The organism is Methylobacterium sp. J-043, from assembly GCF_022829505.1.
GTDB lineage: Bacteria > Pseudomonadota > Alphaproteobacteria > Rhizobiales > Beijerinckiaceae > Methylobacterium > Methylobacterium extorquens_A.
In genome coordinates, this window is sequence record NZ_JAKSYB010000063.1 from 170,367 (window position 1) to 185,511 (window position 15,145).

At 67.3% G+C, this 15,145-nt stretch carries 15 protein-coding genes; 5 read left to right on the top strand and 10 right to left on the bottom strand.

Features of this window, described 5'->3' with window-relative positions; genetic code table 11:
• The first annotated feature begins 122 nt into the window (after nt 1-122).
• From MKK50_RS18770 to MKK50_RS18780, 3 genes are all read left to right on the top strand, one after another.
• A complete protein-coding gene (locus MKK50_RS18770; RefSeq protein WP_253373191.1) occupies nt 123-701 on the top strand; it encodes a polysaccharide biosynthesis/export family protein in 579 nt (192 codons plus the stop codon).
• A 172-nt stretch (nt 702-873) separates the two neighbouring features.
• Nucleotides 874-2,133 (top strand): glycosyltransferase family 4 protein, encoded by a 1,260-nt coding sequence (locus MKK50_RS18775; protein ID WP_499024529.1) that lies wholly within the window; start codon nt 874-876, stop codon nt 2,131-2,133.
• Between the two features lie 131 nt (nt 2,134-2,264).
• Nucleotides 2,265-3,803 carry an undecaprenyl-phosphate glucose phosphotransferase gene (locus MKK50_RS18780; RefSeq protein ID WP_499024530.1) on the top strand — a complete coding sequence of 513 codons (1,539 nt, stop codon included), beginning with the start codon at nt 2,265-2,267 and terminating at the stop codon, nt 3,801-3,803.
• A gap of 121 nt (nt 3,804-3,924) precedes the next feature.
• On the opposite strand, the gene MKK50_RS18785 is transcribed toward MKK50_RS18780, so the two are convergent.
• From MKK50_RS18785 to MKK50_RS18830, 10 genes are all read right to left on the bottom strand, one after another.
• A complete protein-coding gene (locus MKK50_RS18785; protein WP_253373197.1) occupies nt 3,925-4,284 on the bottom strand; it encodes a hypothetical protein in 360 nt (119 codons plus the stop codon).
• 203 nt (nt 4,285-4,487) lie between these two features.
• Complete coding sequence (gene lanM, locus MKK50_RS18790; RefSeq protein WP_253373199.1) at nt 4,488-4,889, bottom strand: lanmodulin LanM; 402 nt, start codon at nt 4,887-4,889, stop codon at nt 4,488-4,490.
• A gap of 312 nt (nt 4,890-5,201) precedes the next feature.
• A complete protein-coding gene (locus tag MKK50_RS18795; protein ID WP_499024534.1) occupies nt 5,202-7,721 on the bottom strand; it encodes a TonB-dependent receptor in 2,520 nt (839 codons plus the stop codon).
• A gap of 435 nt (nt 7,722-8,156) precedes the next feature.
• Entirely contained in the window at nt 8,157-8,786 is a 630-nt protein-coding gene (locus tag MKK50_RS18800; protein WP_499024535.1) for a hypothetical protein, read from the bottom strand.
• Between the two features lie 10 nt (nt 8,787-8,796).
• Nucleotides 8,797-9,690: an ABC transporter permease gene (locus MKK50_RS18805; RefSeq protein ID WP_499024538.1), complete on the bottom strand. Its 894-nt coding sequence runs from the start codon at nt 9,688-9,690 to the stop codon at nt 8,797-8,799.
• Nucleotides 9,687-10,436, bottom strand: coding sequence for an ABC transporter ATP-binding protein (locus MKK50_RS18810; protein ID WP_499024539.1), 750 nt, complete (start codon nt 10,434-10,436; stop codon nt 9,687-9,689). The genes MKK50_RS18805 and MKK50_RS18810 overlap by 4 nt, the downstream gene beginning before the upstream one ends.
• A complete protein-coding gene (locus MKK50_RS18815; protein WP_499024540.1) occupies nt 10,433-10,711 on the bottom strand; it encodes a hypothetical protein in 279 nt (92 codons plus the stop codon). The genes MKK50_RS18810 and MKK50_RS18815 overlap by 4 nt, the downstream gene beginning before the upstream one ends.
• Before the next feature lie 13 nt (nt 10,712-10,724).
• Nucleotides 10,725-11,159, bottom strand: a complete 435-nt coding sequence (locus tag MKK50_RS18820) for a cupredoxin domain-containing protein (protein ID WP_253373210.1) — start codon at nt 11,157-11,159, stop codon at nt 10,725-10,727.
• A 38-nt stretch (nt 11,160-11,197) separates the two neighbouring features.
• Nucleotides 11,198-12,184 carry a YVTN family beta-propeller repeat protein gene (locus MKK50_RS18825; protein ID WP_499024542.1) on the bottom strand — a complete coding sequence of 329 codons (987 nt, stop codon included), beginning with the start codon at nt 12,182-12,184 and terminating at the stop codon, nt 11,198-11,200.
• 178 nt (nt 12,185-12,362) lie between these two features.
• Entirely contained in the window at nt 12,363-13,631 is a 1,269-nt protein-coding gene (locus MKK50_RS18830; protein WP_499024543.1) for an ABC transporter substrate-binding protein, read from the bottom strand.
• Nucleotides 13,632-13,863: 232 nt separating this feature from the next.
• On the opposite strand from MKK50_RS18830, the gene MKK50_RS18835 reads away from it, so the two are divergent.
• Together MKK50_RS18835 and MKK50_RS18840 are read left to right on the top strand one after the other, a co-directional pair.
• Nucleotides 13,864-14,385: a DUF3280 domain-containing protein gene (locus MKK50_RS18835; RefSeq protein ID WP_499024544.1), complete on the top strand. Its 522-nt coding sequence runs from the start codon at nt 13,864-13,866 to the stop codon at nt 14,383-14,385.
• A 45-nt stretch (nt 14,386-14,430) separates the two neighbouring features.
• Nucleotides 14,431-15,141 carry a (5-formylfuran-3-yl)methyl phosphate synthase gene (locus MKK50_RS18840; protein ID WP_499024546.1) on the top strand — a complete coding sequence of 237 codons (711 nt, stop codon included), beginning with the start codon at nt 14,431-14,433 and terminating at the stop codon, nt 15,139-15,141.
• Nucleotides 15,142-15,145: the final 4 nt, after the last annotated feature.

The window sequence follows — 15,145 nt, forward strand, 5'->3', positions numbered from 1 at the left end:
GCCCTCATCGACATTCGAGACGCCGCGCCGGAGGCCGGGCATGTTTCCGCCCGGCATCGCGGCCGGATCAGCATTCGTTAACCATACGCAGTTAAGTAACGCTGAGGTTCTTCACAACGGCGATGGCGATGCAGCGGCGCGCATTCCTCTTGGCCCTTCCGTCCGTCCTCGCGCTCGGCGGCTGTCTGCGTCCGGATTTCCGGACGGTCGATCTCGATGCCACCGGCACCGGCTCCATCGGCACGCGCTACTCGCTGGCGGCAGGCGACAAGCTTCGCGTCATCGTGTTCGGGCAGGACAACCTGTCCAACATCTACGCGGTCGATGGCGGTGGGCGGATCGCGATGCCGCTGATCGGCGTGGTTCAGGTGGGCGGGCAGACGACGGCGCAGGCCGCCCGGCTGATCGAAGCGAAGCTCGCGGCCGGCTTCGTGCGCGAGCCGCACGTGACGGTCGAGGTCGATGCCTACCGGCCCTTCTACATCCTCGGCGAGGTGACGACCTCGGGGCAGTACCCTTACGTCAACGGCATGACCGTCGAGACGGCGGTGGCGATCGCCGCAGGCTTCGGCCCCCGCGCGGCGCGCGACTACGCGGTGTTGACCCGCGAGGGCCAGGGCGGGCTCATCAACGGCATCGTCCCGATGTCTTACCCGGTGCGGCCGGGCGACACGATCGTCGTCAAGGAGCGGTTTTTCTGAGCCGGCTCACTGCGGCATTCACCAACGCCTAACCGTGATCCACGAAAGCCGGGCGTGAGAGACCTCCGCGTGCCATTCTCGCTTGCCCCTTAACCGGGCGCTGACCGCGCCATGACGATCTTCCGCCGGACCGGGCCCCGCATTGGGGCCGCCCGCGCGGAGACCGACTGCCGTGGCCTCTCCCTTCGCCGCTCCTCTGACCGCCGCCGTGACGCCACACGAGCCGATAGGACACCTGGGCGCGGACCTGTCGTCCCGCGTCGGCACCGGTGAGCGGCACCGCATCCTCCACGTGTTCCGGGCCCCGGTCGGCGGTCTGTTTCGCCACGTCATCGACCTGACCCGCCTCCAGGCGGAGGCGGGCCACGCCGTCGGCCTCGTCTGCGACGCCTCGACCGGCGGTGAGCGCGCGGAACGGACCCTGGCGGATCTCGCCCCTTCTCTCGCACTCGGCGTCACGCGTGTCCCGATGCGCCGGAATCCGCATGCGAGCGACCTTCAGGTGTTGCGCACGGTGAGAGCGCAGGCTCTCGCGGTGGGGGCCGACGTGTTGCACGGCCATGGCGCGAAAGGCGGCGTGTTCGCCCGCCTCGCCCCGCTCGGCGCAGGCGGACGCGGGGTGATCCGCGCCTATACCCCGCATGGCGGCAGCTACAACTATCGTCCGGGAACGGCTCTGCACCGGGTCTACATGGCCGCCGAGCAGGTGATGGCGCGGGCGACCGACCTGTTCCTGTTCGAAAGCGAATACGTCGCCTCGCGTCATGCCACCTTTGCCGGAGGCTCGCCGCGCCTCGAGCGCATCGTCCACAACGGCATCGCGGAAGCTGAGTTCGCCCCCGTGGAGACGGCGGATGACCCGTTCGACCTCGTCTATGTCGGTGAACTGCGGGAGGCCAAGGGATTGCCGGTGCTGTTGCGGGCCCTCGCACGGCTGCGGGGACAAGGTCGCGACCTCCGGCTTTTGATGGTGGGGTCAGGCCCTGATACCGAAAGCATCGCCGCGATGGCCGAGAATCTCGGTCTGCGCCATGCCATTGCGTTCGAGCCGCCTCAGGCGATCCGGCCGGTGCTCGGACGCGGCCGGGTCATGGTGGTGCCGTCCTTGGCGGAATCCTTGCCCTACGTCGTGCTGGAGGCTGCGGCGGCCGGCCAGCCTCTCGTCGCGACCAATGTCGGCGGCATTCCGGAAATCTTCGGGGCCTTCTCGTCCGATCTGGTTGCACCCGGCGATTGCGAGGCCCTGAGCGCCGCCATCCTCCGTATCCTCGATGAGGAGCCTGCACGCCGGCAGGGCCGCGCCCGGGCGCTCAGCAATTCGCTGCGCACCCGCTTCTCGATGAACCGCATGGCGACCGACGTGCTGTGCGGCTACGCCGCTGCCTTCAATGCGAAACGCACACGAATAGTGTCTGGCGCCGTGACGGCTTGAGGGCGGGCGGCGATGCGTTCGATGTCCCCGTTTTTCACAGCCCGGCCCGCCCGCACATTAGGCTTTCGTGAAGATCGATCCGGCACACTCGATGGCCGGAGAGGCTCGATGTTTTCACGTGGAACATTCCTATGAGCGCCATCGACGTTCGGGATCTGCTTAAAGTCGCGAAGGAAAACGGCTCGCTGACATCCGTGCCGGCGCCGCTCCCGCTCCACGGCAAGAATCCTGGGGCTGCGCCCTCCGCGTCCGCATTGAAGGGGACTTGGCTGTCGCCGGTCGTGCTGGCCGGTTGCGTGCGGCTTGCCGAATTCTTCGGTCTGATCCTGCTCGGCTTGGTTCTGCATCAGGCCTTGCTGCGAGGCGTCGTGCCGCTCGCGCCGCGCTACCACGCTGCCATTCTAGCGGTGACCCTGGCGGCACTCGGACTGTTCCAAGCCTCGGGCAGTTACCGGATCAGCGCATTCCGCGATCTACCAAGAACAGCCGTGAAGCTTGCCACCGGCTGGTCCATCGCGTTCCTGATGGTGGCCGCGGCCATGGTGCTCGGCAAGGTCGCGGACCATTACTCCCGGTTCTGGCTGCTCAGCTACTACATGGCCGGCCTCGGTATCTTGCTCGGCGGACGCGCGGCGCTCTCGGCCTTCGTGCGGATGCAGGTGGCCAAGGGGCGCTTCGACCGTCGTACCGCGATCGTCGGCGGCGGACCGGCGGCGGTGGAACTGATCCACGCCCTGGAAGCGAGCGGCGACAACGGGATCCGCATCATCGGGATCTTCGATGACCGCGGCGATGACCGGTCCAGCACCCACGTCGCCGGCTATCCCAAGCTCGGCAATGTCAGCGACCTCGTTACTTACGCCCGCCACACCCCCGTCGATCTCGTGGTGTTCACCCTGCCGATCTCGGCCGAGACACGCATCCTGCAGATGCTCGCCAAGCTCTCAGTTCTGCCGGTCGATATCCGACTGTCGGCTCACGCCACCAAGCTGCGTCTGCGCCCGCGCGCCTATTCCTATCTCGGCGGGGTCCCGCTGCTTGACGTGTTCGATAAGCCGCTGGCTGATTGGGACGTTATCCTGAAGGGGATGTTCGACCGCCTCGTCGGCCTGATGCTGCTGCTGGCGCTCTCGCCGGCGATGATCGCGGTCGCGGTCGCGGTGAAGCTGACATCGCCAGGGCCGGTGCTGTTCCGACAGAAGCGCTACGGATTCAACAACGAGCTGATCGAGATCTTCAAGTTCCGCTCGATGTATGTCGATCTGTGCGACGCAGGCGCATCGCAGCTCGTCACCAAGACGGATGCTCGCGTGACGCCCGTGGGCCGCTTCATCCGCAAGACGTCGCTGGACGAGCTGCCGCAGCTCTTCAACGTGATCCGCGGTGATCTCTCGCTGGTCGGACCGCGCCCGCATGCCGTCCAGGCCAAGGCGGCAAACACCCTCTACGATCAGGTGGTGGACGGCTACTTCGCCCGCCACAAGGTGAAGCCCGGCATCACCGGCTGGGCGCAGATCAACGGCTGGCGCGGCGAGACCGATACCAGCGAGAAGCTCCAGCGCCGCGTGGAGCACGACCTGCACTACATTGAGAATTGGTCGATCCTGTTCGACCTCAAGATCCTGCTCACCACGCCGCTCGCGCTCTTCAGGACCGAAAACGCGTATTGAGGATCCTTGAGATCACGAACGGGACGAGGCCCAGGACCGCCAGAGCGCAGTCCTGGGCCTCATTGTTTTTCTGGGCCTCACCGTTTTCAAGGAATGATCCGGCTCGGGCCTGTATGCCAGACTACGGCAGCGCGCCGGCCTTCTCCTTCACCTGGGTCATCGTATCCTGGCAGGCGGTCTCCTGACCGGCCTTGTCCTGCTCCTTGGCCTTGGCAAGCAGCGTGCGCGCCTCTTCCACACCCGCCTTCGTCGACTTGGTCGACGGATCGGAAGGAGCGCCGGCCGGCGGCTTGTCGAGGGCCTTGGGCGAGTTCGACGAGGTGGCGCCGCCCGGTGGCTCCTTGCCGGTCACCATCTCCGCGCCACTGCTGTTGAGCCGCCGCTCCACGGTGGAAATGTCGTCCTTGCAGGTGACGGCCAGGGCGGGGCCCGCGGCAATGAGGACAGCGAGGGCGACGGGCAGCGTAAGGGCAATGCGCATGGGGTTGGGGCTCCTCCGGATCGGCTGTTCGCGAGCCGGTCCCGTGACCGCCCGCTTCGGCCGGAACAGCCCTCGAAGGCCCCTTGGAGTTCCGCTCTGCGACGCTTCGCCCACAGCCCTCGGAAGGTTCGCTGGAGATGAAAAAGGGTGCGGATCTCGCGATCCGCACCCTGGTTTTCGTCCCGAACGAAGTGTCCGGAGATTTAGCGGATCAGGTTGACCAGGGCCGAGCCGGCCGGGCTCGCCAGTTCCTTGGCGTCGATGGTGCCGTCGTTGTCCGGATCGGCGGCCTTGAACTGGGCTTCGACGGCGGCGAGGTATTCCTTCTTGTCGAGGGTCCCATCGTTGTCCGGATCGAGCTTCTTGAGATCGGCCTCGCTGACGCGGCCCTTCAGCTCCTTGGCATCGAGCGTGCCGTCCTTATCCGGATCGAGCTTGTCGAAGGCGGCGGAGCCGGCGGCCAGGGCCTCCTTGAGATCGACGGTGCCGTCCTTGTCCGGATCGAAGGCAGCGATGTCGACCTTCGTCGTCGTCGTCGGAGCCGCATAGGCCGGGGCCGCGACGAGCGCAGCAAGAAGAACGGCAGAGGAGAGGCGCAACGCCATCGGGGGTAAACTCCTGATCGAAGTGGCCCGGCAATCGGGCCAACGGCAAAATCGCGGAGACGCTGACGCCCGCCACGCCTCAGGCAAACCAGCCTAGGCAGGGCGGCCGATCGGCCTCGCTTCAATTGCGTAACTTGCCCGGGATGAAATGGCAATAGCCGGAGTGCCGTTGGCAGGTCGCCTCGGCGAAACCCTGAGGCTCGTCCTGAACATGGAAACGGCGCGGTTCCGGAGAACCGCGCCGCTTTGCATCGATCGAGAACTGTCCCGGACCGGAGATAGTCCGGGCGCCTGTTCGGTTGGGAGACCCGCTCAGCCCTTACGAACCAGGGGCAGCGGCTCCACCACCGGGACCGGAGGCGGCGGCTCGAAGAGGATGCGCAGGCCGCCGAAGGCTGCCACCGGCGCGCCGGGCGCGAGGCTGCGGTTCGAGGTGGCGTTGGGCACCCGGACGATCGGAACCTCGTCCACCGGCGAGAAGGTGCCGAAGGTGGCGTAGTTGGCGTTGAAGGCGTTCTCGACGTAGCCGTAGATCTCGATGTTCGACGCCACGCGGTAGCTGGTGTTGAAGCCGAACACCGCGAAGTCGCCGGTGGTCTTGTTCTGGTTGGTCGGGTCGCCGACGAGGAACTTGCCCGTGGCGAAGCGGGCGAGCGCGCCGACCCGCCATTCCGGCGTTACCTGATACTGCACGCCGACCTTGAGCTGGTGCGGCGCGACGCCGGGCAGGCGGTTGCCCGGACGCACGAGCACGACGCCGCTCTCGTCGCCGCCCGCGCTGTTGAACGGGTTGCCGGGGGCTGCGAGTTCGACCGGCGACTCGAAGGTCGCATCGACGAAGGCGTAGTCGATGAAGGCGTTCCAGCGCGGCGCGTTGTAGAACAGGCTCGCTTCGACGCCCTGCCGCTTGGTCGAGCCGACGTTGCGGAAGAAGGCGCGGCCGATCGTGTCGGGGGCCGGCACGAACAGAATGTCGTCGTCGTTGCGGGTCGAGAAGAAGCCGGCCTTGTACGAGAGGATGCCGCCGAAGAGATCGTCGGGCTGCGGGATGCGGCCGCGGATACCGGCTTCGACCGTGCGCGCCACGACCTGCTTCAGCGGCGGGTCGCCGACGAAGAAGTTGGTGAGCGAGCAGGGCGCCTGCGGATCGGCGCAGGAGAGTTCGGCCGGGGTCGGGGCGCGGTTGGCTTCCGTGTAACCGCCATAGGCGACGAGGTAATCGGGGATGACCTTGTAGGTCGCGCCGATGCCGGGGTTGAAGCGCTGGTAGTAGTGGTCGCCGTTCAGCGCCGTGCCGATCTGGTCGCGCAGGATGATCTTGGCCATGTTGAACCGGCCCTGCAGCGTCAGGGTCAGCCGGTCTGTCAGATCGGTGTTGTTCGAGAAGTAGATGCCGCCGTAATCGTTCGAGGTATGAACGGAGACGGGGGTGATGATGCCGTCGTCGCTGGAGACGACGATGCCCGGGGGCGAGAAGCCGCGGTCGAGCGTGAGGCCACCGATGGAATTGTCGGCCCCGAAGCGGGTACGACCGCCGTCATACTGGCCGCCGAGCACGAAGCGGTTGGGCAGGCCGAACAGCGTCTCGCGCACCACGGTCTGGACCGTGGCACCGAAATTGTCGGTGTCGGTGCGGGTCTGGTTGAGGAAGGCGTAGGGTCCGCCCTCGTCGAAGCGGTCGGCGAAGGTCGGGTTGATCCCGCCGAAGTTGAAGGTGCGCAGCCGGTTGACCGCCACCGGGTTGCCGGTGCGGTCACGCAGGAAGAACTGGTTGTCGTCCGCGCCCTCGGAGCAGACGAAACGCTCGTCGGCCTCGCAGTTCTCCACGTCGGCGGCGTCGCCGTTGGCGGTGCGCTGGCGGAACAGGCCGTAATAAGCGTTGCCCTGCACGGTGATGGTCGGCGTGACGTCGTAGGTGCCGGAGAGCTGGAAGCGCAGGAAGTCGTTCTTGGTCTGGTCGGGATAGGTGAAGACGTCGCTGCGGTCGGCCTTCAACAGCTCGACCGGGGCGGTGCCGTTGCCAGTCAGGCTGTTGCTGGCGCCGATGACGTTGAAGTGGAACTCGCTCCGCTCCCCCTGCACGCCGAGGTCGGCGTAGATCTGGTTGAGGCGCGACGGCGAGTGGCGCCGCCAGCCGTCCTCGCCGAGCTTGGTGCCGGCGACGTAGAGGCCGATGTTGTCGATGCGCTGGCCGTGCTGGAACGCCACCGCGCCGCGGCCGAACGAGCCGCCGAGCACGTTGATCTCGCTGCCCTGGTAGGTGAAGCCGTTCTTCAGCGTCACGGCCAGCGAGCCGCCGAGCGCGTTGAGGCCGAAGGCCGGGTTCGACCCCTCGAGCTCGATCCGATCGACGGCGATGTCGGGGATCAGATCCCACTGCACCGTGTCACCGAACGAGGTGTTGAAACGGGCGCCGTTCAGGTAGACGGCCACGCCCTGCGGTGAGCCGCCGAGCGGCGAGGCCTCGAAGCCGCGGTAGGTGATCGTCGGCTGGAAGGGGTTGCCCTGGGCGTTGTTGACACTGATCGAGCCGACGCGCTCGTCGAGCGCCCGAACCGTGCTCGGGAAGCCGACGCGCGAGACGTCGCCCGAAGTCAGCACGCTCGTGTTCTGCGGCAGCTTGTTGCGATCGATGCCGTCGAGCACCGTCACCTCGCGCAGACCCGAGGGGGTCTGTGTGGCCACGACCCGGCGCGAGGCCGCGACCGGCGTATTCGAGACGACGCTGATCTCTTCGAGCGTGACGGCCTGCCCGCCGCCCGCGCCTTGCGCCATCACATGTCCCGGAAGCAGCGCAACCGATGCGATGAGGCTGCCTCGCAGCACCCGCATTGTCATTCCCCCAGCCCTTGTCATTCGTGCTTGCGGCCCATTCGAGCGGGACCGTTGCCGGATGTTGCTGAAGCTGGGGGGTCACGACAATCGCTGCCGAGCTTCTACGGGATCAATTATGATGGGACGCTCAAGCTTCCGCCGACGCGTGGTGTTGCGGCAACATATTTCTGACGTTCCACCAAAGACTTATGGATAAAAAGGCAGACATATCCGGGATCATTCGGCAATCCTTGGCTGGCATTCGTCAGCCCATCCGGCCAAGATTCTGCCGAGGCTCTTTCTGCCCGAGAATCGGCTTGCTCCACATCAAACCAATTCGCTGCGACCAAGAAGGCCGATGACGAAGCGTGGCCCGACGTCATGCGGTCTAGCTGCAGGCTGCATCGCGCCCGGCATCAAAGGGCCTGGCCGTCGATTGGCAAGGGAAGCAGGTCAGAGATGCGCCTGGATGCGACGGGCAATCTCGCCCAGGCGCTGCTCCAGAATCGTCGGCACCTCGCAGACATAGGAGACCGACTGGTTCCGCTCGTCGAAGATGCGACGGTCCCAGTTGAACCGGCTTTCCAAGTCCGCGACGTCCTTCGAGGCGACCTTGGTGGAATCGGATTCCGGGCTGTCCTTGAGCTCGCTCACCTTGTCCGCCTCGTCGCGGATGCGTTCGGCGAGACGGCGCTGGCCCTGGGCGTAGCGGCTGATCCCGTTCATCACCGTGCTGCGCTCGCCGTTGATGATCTCGAACACCCCGGCAAAGACGCGGGTGAGGCGCTTGCCCTTCTCTGCGGGATCGGCCTTCTGCGCGAATTCATCGAGCAGGGTATCGACCTCGCGCAGTTCGGTGCGACGGGAGGCGAGCTTGCGGGCGAGTTGGGCCGCCTCGCGGTCGCTGCCCCATTCACCCGCCTCGGCGAGGTCCGGCCCGGTCCAGAACGAGCCGTAGCCCAAAGTCGTCACCTTACGCTGCGCGCAGGGCCAATCCGGATCGGCCTTGGGCTGCGCGAGCGCCGGAGCCACCGCGAGGATCAAAGCGAGGCAAAGCGGGGCACGAACGGAACGAGGGATCATGGGAGGTCTCTCAGGCGGCTTCGCCGGCCGGTCCGCCGCGCCGGGCCATGATGCCGCGGCCCGGATCGTAGGCGATCGCGGCGAGGGTGAAGAACAGGAGGCCGGTGCCGACCACGACGGCGCAGGCGACCGGCTCGAAGCGCCCGTAGAGGGCGAAACGCACCAATTCGACCGCGTGGGTGAACGGGTTGGCCTGGCAGATCAGATAGAGCCACTCGCTCGATGCCCGAACCTGCCAAAGCGGATATAGGGCAGAAGAGGCAAAGAACATCGGGAAGATCACGAAATTCATGACGCTCGCGAAGTTCTCGAGTTGCCGCACCAGCGACGACAGGAACAGGCCGATCGCCCCGAGCATCAGGCCGGAAGCCAGGAAGGCCGGCAGGGCGGCGAGGTAGCCGACCGGCGGGATGCCGGTCTCCCAGAACCATGCGATGGCGAGGAACGCGTAGGCCTGGACGATGGAGACGCTGACGCCCGCGATCAGCTTAGCGAGCAGCAGCGACCAGCGCGGATAAGGCGAGGTGAGCAGCACCTTCATCGAGCCGACCTCGCGGTCGTAGACCATCGAGAGCGAGGACTGCATGCCGTTGAAGAGCTGGATCATCACCGCCAGCCCCGGCACCACGTAGGCCTCGTAGAGAACGTAGGTCTCGTAGGGCGGCACGATCGAGGTGCCGAGCGTGTTGCGGAAGCCCGCCGCGAAGATGAACAGCCAGACGAGCGGGCGCACCATCGCCGAGAAGAAGCGCTCCTTCTGGTGGAAGAAGCGCAACAGCTCGCGGCGCACGATGCCGCCGAGCGCGATGAGGTAGCCGACCGCATCGAGCCGGCCCGCATGGGGCACGGTCTTCGCGCCGTCCTCGGCACGGACTGCGACGGCGGGGTTCGGGGGAGACCTCATGCGGCGGACTTCACGGCTCTCTTGTCGGGTTCGGCGACGAGGCGGCGGAAGGCGGCCTCCAGCGTCTCGCCGGGAGCGCCGATCTCACCGGCGCGGCCCCGGGCGACGATGCGGCCCTTATGAAGAACGACCGCATCATCTTCGGACGAAATCTCCTCGAAGATGTGGGTCGCCCACAGCACGGACAGTCCCTCCTCGCGTACCAGGGCGCGGACGATGGCGACGATGTCGGCGCGCGATTCGAGGTCGAGCCCGACCGTCGGCTCGTCGAGGAGCAGCAGGCGCGGCGCGTGGATCAGCGAGCGGGCGATCTCGATGCGCCGCGACTGGCCGCCGGAGAGGGTCCGGATCTTGTCGTCACGCCGCTCGGCCAATCCGACGCGGGCGAGCAAGGTCTCGATGCGCGCACGCGCCGCCGCCCGGCCGATGCCGTGCAGGCTGGCATGGTAGTGCAGGTTCTGCGCGACGGTGAGGTCGGTATCCAGGGTGCGCGCCTGGAACACCACGCCCAGGCCGGCGAGCGCCCGCGACGGCTCGCGGTCGAGGGGATGGCCGAGGATCGAGACCCGGCCCTCCTGATTGTTGTAGAGCCGGGTGATCACCGAGAAGAGCGTGGTCTTGCCCGCGCCGTTGGGCCCGAGCAGCGCCATGAAGTGCCCGCGCTCGACCGTGATCGAGACATCGGAAAGCGCGGCGCGCTGGCCGAAGCGGTGGCTGACGCCGGCGACCTCGAGAGCCGCGCTCATTTCGGCAGCGCACGCTTGGCGTCGTCGAGCGCTTCCAGGCACTCGTCGAACTCGCCCTCGCCCTGCTCGCGCTCGGCGATCTTCAGGGCGCGGGTGAGTTTCTGCGGAACCGCACCGGGCGCCAGCTTTTCGGCCTGCACTTTCACCGCGGCAATGCCCTCGGCGCAGGCAGCCTTGTCGTCGGCGAGCGCGGGGGCGGCGAGGAGGAGAACGGCAAGGGCGGCGCCGCCGCGGAAGCCTCTCGGTGCAGCGAGGGAGGAGCGTGTGCGCATCATGAGATGTCCCCTCTCACTTCACCGTAATCGTGCCGGCCATGCCCTTCTCCTCAAGCCCTTGCGCGTACCACTTGTAGGCACCGGGCTTGATGGCGACGAATTCGATGGCGATCTCACCGGGATCGTCGAATTCGAGATGATCCGGCGGGCCGCCGCCGTGGATCTCCTTGTGCTCGATCACGATCTGGTTGAACCAGATGTAGCGGAAGAACTCGGGCGCGTAGAATTTGTACTCCTGCCGCCCCTTGGCGACGATGCGCAGGCGGTAGGCCTTGCCGGCTTCCAGCTCGATATCCTTGTTCTCGACCACGAAGTCGTTGCCCTCCTCGTTTCCGAGCACGAGGTCGGGCAGGTTCTGCCGCTTCTTGGTGAGGTCGAGGGCACCGGCCGGGCTCGCGGCCAGCATCAGGGCCGCGGCGGCGAGGCCGAGGCGCGTAGTCCATCTCATGTCGCTTCCTCCCACCGCCGTTAGCCGGCGAACTGAACTTATTTCTTCGAGATCGCCACGCCCCAGGGCAGCAACCCGACCGGGATGCTTTTCACCACCTTCAGACCCTCGACGTCGATCACCGAGACGTCGTTGGAGGTGCCGTTGGTCGTGTAGAGCTGCTTCTCGTCGGGCGTGAAGGCGAGCTGCCACACGCGCTGGCCCACGGGCAGGTACTTCTGGACCTCGTAGGTCTTTGCATCGACCACCGCGACGCGGTTGGCCGGCCCGAGCGCGACGAAGGCGCGGGTGCCGTCCTTGGTCAGGCGCACGCCGACGGGCTGGATCTGTTCGTCGGTGACGCTCGGAATCTTGAAGGTGATCTTCTTAATGACCTTGCGGGTGGCGACATCGATCACCGAGACCGTGCCGCCGACCTCCGCCGAGACCCAGAGGAACTTCCCGTCCGTCGAGAACTCGGCGAAGCGCGGCCGGGCATCGACCAGCACGTTGTCGATCACCTCGAAGGTCTTGGTGTCGATGAAGTGGGCCATGTTGGTGGTCTCGGAGGTGTTCACGAGAAGCTTGCCGTCCGGCGACAGGCCCATCCCCTCCGGCTCGACGCCCACCGGCACCTCGGCCAGCACCTTGTTCTTCTCGATGTCGAGGATGGTGACTTGGCTGTCGTCCTCGTTGGCGACGTAGAGCGGGTTGCCGCTCTGATCGAGGATGAACTGCTCCGGGTCGGGCCCCGAGCGCAGGGAGCGCACCACCTTGCCGGTGGCCGTGTCGAGCACATCGATGCGGTCGTCGTCGCTGGCGCAGACGAACAGTTCCTTGTCGTCCTTGGAGAGCGTCACGCCGCGCGGGCGCCGCCCGACCTTCCAGGTCCCCGTCACCGCCAGGGTCTCGGTATCGATGACCGAGACGGTGTTGGCCTTCTCGTTGGTGACGTAGGCGGTAAAGGCCTGCGCGCTTCCCGCGCTCCCGAGCGATACGCCCGCGAGCAGCGCGCATCCCAGTCCTGCCCTCAAGCGCATGACCATCGGCGTTCTCCCTGTCGTTTCCGGCGCGTCGTCTCGCGCGCCTGCGTCCACATCGGCCCGAGCGACATGGCCCCCGCGGCCCCATCGCTCAAACAAGAAACAGGTGACCGGCCGAACCTCACCGGGCGGTGGATTGCCGCATCGCCCGCCGACACGCCGGGATCGCTTCCGCAAGCGGTCACGGCAGTTTGCAAGCGGTCTCCGGCATGTCGGCCCCCAGCGTATCGAGCGGCGTGCGCTGGTGGATGAAGCCCTGTTCAGGCGCCACCGAGACCATCGATTTCGGCTGCACCACGATGACCGGCTGACGGAGCTGGTGGTCCCAGGGCCTGTAGGTCAGCGACACGCCCTTGTAGGCGGGCAGCGAGAATTCGGGCTTCACGAGATGGGCCGCGAGCGTGGCCGGATCGGTGCCCCGCGTCTGCGTCGCCGCCTCGCCGACCGTGCGCACGGCCGCCCAGACCTGATAGTCGAGCGGCTGCATCAGGCGGCTCGCCAACCGCCGGAAACGGTTCTGCGCCTGGGCCGCGCCCCAGGTTTCCAGGGTCGGGTGCCACGTGGTCGCGATCAGCCCCTGCGTGCCGGCCACGGGGCGCGGATCGACGGTGCGGAACGGGACGTAATCGCCCCAATCGCCCTCCTCGTCGGCGACCACCGCGAGGTCGTAGTCGAGCCCGCGGGTGAACACCATCGCCTCGGCCCGGGTCGGCGTATCGCCGCGGGCCTTCGCCAGGGGCCCGAAGGTCCAGGGCTTCTCCGCGGTGATCTTGAGGCCGAACTTGCGGGCGGAGTTCCGCATCGCATCCGCATAGGCCTTGTCGCGCTCGGTCGGGCCGACGATCAGAAAGATCTTCCGCCAGCGCATCAGCGTCAGGTACTGCGCCAGCGCATCCGTCTGCATGGCGCGGCTCGGCAGCACGTGGAACAGGTTGGCGCGGCAATCGGCCCCGCGCAGGCGGTCGTCCGGCGCGCCGGCATTGAGGATGACCGCGCCCGTCTCCTTCAGCGCATCGGCCACCGCCAGCACCTCGGCGGCGGGCAGAGCCAGCACGAAGAACCGCACGCCCTTGGCCGAAAGCGCCTTGGCCGCCTCCACCGGATCGCGCTCGCCGTCGAGGGCGACCTCATCCAGCGCGAAGGTCTGCTTGGTGAAGCGGCCGGTGGTGTTGTTGTCCTTCACCGCCATGCGTGCGCCGGCCACGCCGAGGTCTTCAGGATCGGCCTCGGCATCGTAGGATGAAGGCGCCGGCACCGGACGATAGAGAACGGCGATATGGGTCTCGGAGCCGGGGACCGGCGCGGGCGTCTCGGCAGCGGGGGACCCCGGCGGCGGCTCGCCGGTGGCCGCCTTCGGCTCCTGGGCGCGGGCATGGATGGAAGCGGCCAGGAATGCGGCCGGGCCGGTCGCGAGACCGGCGGCGAGGAGGAGCGGAACGGACAAACGCATTACCCGGTACGCTAGCAACATCTTGCCACCGGCCTCAACGAGAGAAGCATAAGATTTTCATAAGATCACGTGATCGGTGTTTCCGTCCGCCGCTGCCGTTATTCGCCTCCTCACCGTTGCCGGACATGCCGGTACGCTCCAGGGCCGGCCGCCCCGACAGTTGCCAAATCCTCCGGGAAACCGAGTTAAAGACGGTCCGCGCGGCCCCGCGCCCGTCCGAGGCTCTGACCCCATGCGACTTCGCGCCCTCCTGCCCGCCCTCGCTCTCCTGTCCACGCTGAGCGGCACAGCCCTGGCCGAGGATGCGGCGCGCAAGGCCGCGATCTTCCCGGCGGAGGTGAACGACCCGACGCTGGCCTATGGCCGCAAGCCGCTCCCGGCCGACCAGAAGCGCCTCGACCTCGTCACCGACGTGCTGCGCAGACAACTCGCCGAGAAGGGCGGCCTCGAGAGCGTCGATCTCGCCCCCCAGGCGGAAGAGATCCGCAAGGAGAGCCCGCTCTACAAGTGCAACGGCTGCGCCTCTCCGATCGCCAAGGCGCTGGGCGCGGAACTCGCCGTGACCGCCTTCGCCGACAAGGGCGCCAACCAGTTGTTCAGCCTCGTCGTCACCATCGCCGAGGCCGAGACCGGCAAGGTCGTGCGCCAGGGCCAGGTCGTGATAAGAGCCAACACCGACGACGACTGGTCCCACGCCACGCGCTGGATCGTGAAGAACCGCCTCCTGGCCGAGCCGCTGCCCGGCCGTTCCTGAAGCGGGGCTTGTGTGGGCGTGCAAGGCTGAGCAAGAACGTTTCCCGTGTCCGACATCGTATCGATTTCTTCCGCGCGTCCCCGCCTGCTCGTCAGCGTCCGTGGGCCCGACGAGGCGCTGACGGCGCTCCGGGCCGGGGCGGACCTCATCGACGCCAAGGACCCCGAGCGCGGGGCGCTCGGCGCGCTGCCGCCCGAGACCGTGCGCGCCATCGTCGCGGATGTCGGCGGGCGGGCGGTCACCAGCGCCGTGGCCGGCGACGGCACCGGATGCGAAATCGCTGCGGCCATCGCGACCATGGCCGCAACCGGCGTGGATTTCATCAAGATCGCTGTCGGTTCCGCGGACGATGCGGCTTTGGCCGAGGCCGCCGCGCGGGCGCCGGGCCGGATCATCGGCGTGCTCTTCGCCGAGGATGACGTGGCCGCGGATTGGCCGGCGCGCCTCGCCGCAGCCGGCTTTGTCGGAGCGATGATCGACACCCGCGGCAAGAGCGGCACCACCCTTCGCACTCTCATGGCCGCGCCGCAGCTCGCGGACTTCGTCGCCGGATGCCGCGCGCACGGCCTGATGAGCGGGCTTGCCGGCTCGCTCGGCCTCGGCGACATCCCGGCGCTCGCGCGGCTCGACCCCGATTATCTCGGTTTCCGCGGCGGCCTGTGCCGCGCCGGCGACCGGCGGCAGGCGCTCGACGGCGCGCGGGTGGCGCAGGCTGTGACTGCGATGCGGGACGGCCCACGGGCCGACGCGGCGTAAGGCA

Excerpts from the sequence above, each read along its gene's own strand:
- MKK50_RS18780 (WP_499024530.1), top strand. The coding sequence starts at position 2,265 with ATGAGCGCCATCGACGTTCGGGATCTGCTTAAAGTCGCGAAGGAAAAC.
- MKK50_RS18835 (WP_499024544.1), top strand. The coding sequence starts at position 13,864 with ATGCGACTTCGCGCCCTCCTGCCCGCCCTCGCTCTCCTGTCCACGCTG.
- MKK50_RS18805 (WP_499024538.1), bottom strand. The coding sequence starts at position 9,690 with ATGAGGTCTCCCCCGAACCCCGCCGTCGCAGTCCGTGCCGAGGACGGC.
- MKK50_RS18820 (WP_253373210.1), bottom strand. The coding sequence starts at position 11,159 with ATGAGATGGACTACGCGCCTCGGCCTCGCCGCCGCGGCCCTGATGCTG.
- lanM (WP_253373199.1), bottom strand. The coding sequence starts at position 4,889 with ATGGCGTTGCGCCTCTCCTCTGCCGTTCTTCTTGCTGCGCTCGTCGCG.
- MKK50_RS18770 (WP_253373191.1), top strand. The coding sequence starts at position 123 with ATGGCGATGCAGCGGCGCGCATTCCTCTTGGCCCTTCCGTCCGTCCTC.
- MKK50_RS18800 (WP_499024535.1), bottom strand. The coding sequence starts at position 8,786 with ATGATCCCTCGTTCCGTTCGTGCCCCGCTTTGCCTCGCTTTGATCCTC.
- MKK50_RS18810 (WP_499024539.1), bottom strand. The coding sequence starts at position 10,436 with ATGAGCGCGGCTCTCGAGGTCGCCGGCGTCAGCCACCGCTTCGGCCAG.
- MKK50_RS18830 (WP_499024543.1), bottom strand. The coding sequence starts at position 13,631 with ATGCGTTTGTCCGTTCCGCTCCTCCTCGCCGCCGGTCTCGCGACCGGC.
- MKK50_RS18785 (WP_253373197.1), bottom strand. The coding sequence starts at position 4,284 with ATGCGCATTGCCCTTACGCTGCCCGTCGCCCTCGCTGTCCTCATTGCC.
- MKK50_RS18825 (WP_499024542.1), bottom strand. The coding sequence starts at position 12,184 with ATGGTCATGCGCTTGAGGGCAGGACTGGGATGCGCGCTGCTCGCGGGC.
- MKK50_RS18815 (WP_499024540.1), bottom strand. The coding sequence starts at position 10,711 with ATGATGCGCACACGCTCCTCCCTCGCTGCACCGAGAGGCTTCCGCGGC.
- MKK50_RS18795 (WP_499024534.1), bottom strand. The coding sequence starts at position 7,721 with ATGCGGGTGCTGCGAGGCAGCCTCATCGCATCGGTTGCGCTGCTTCCG.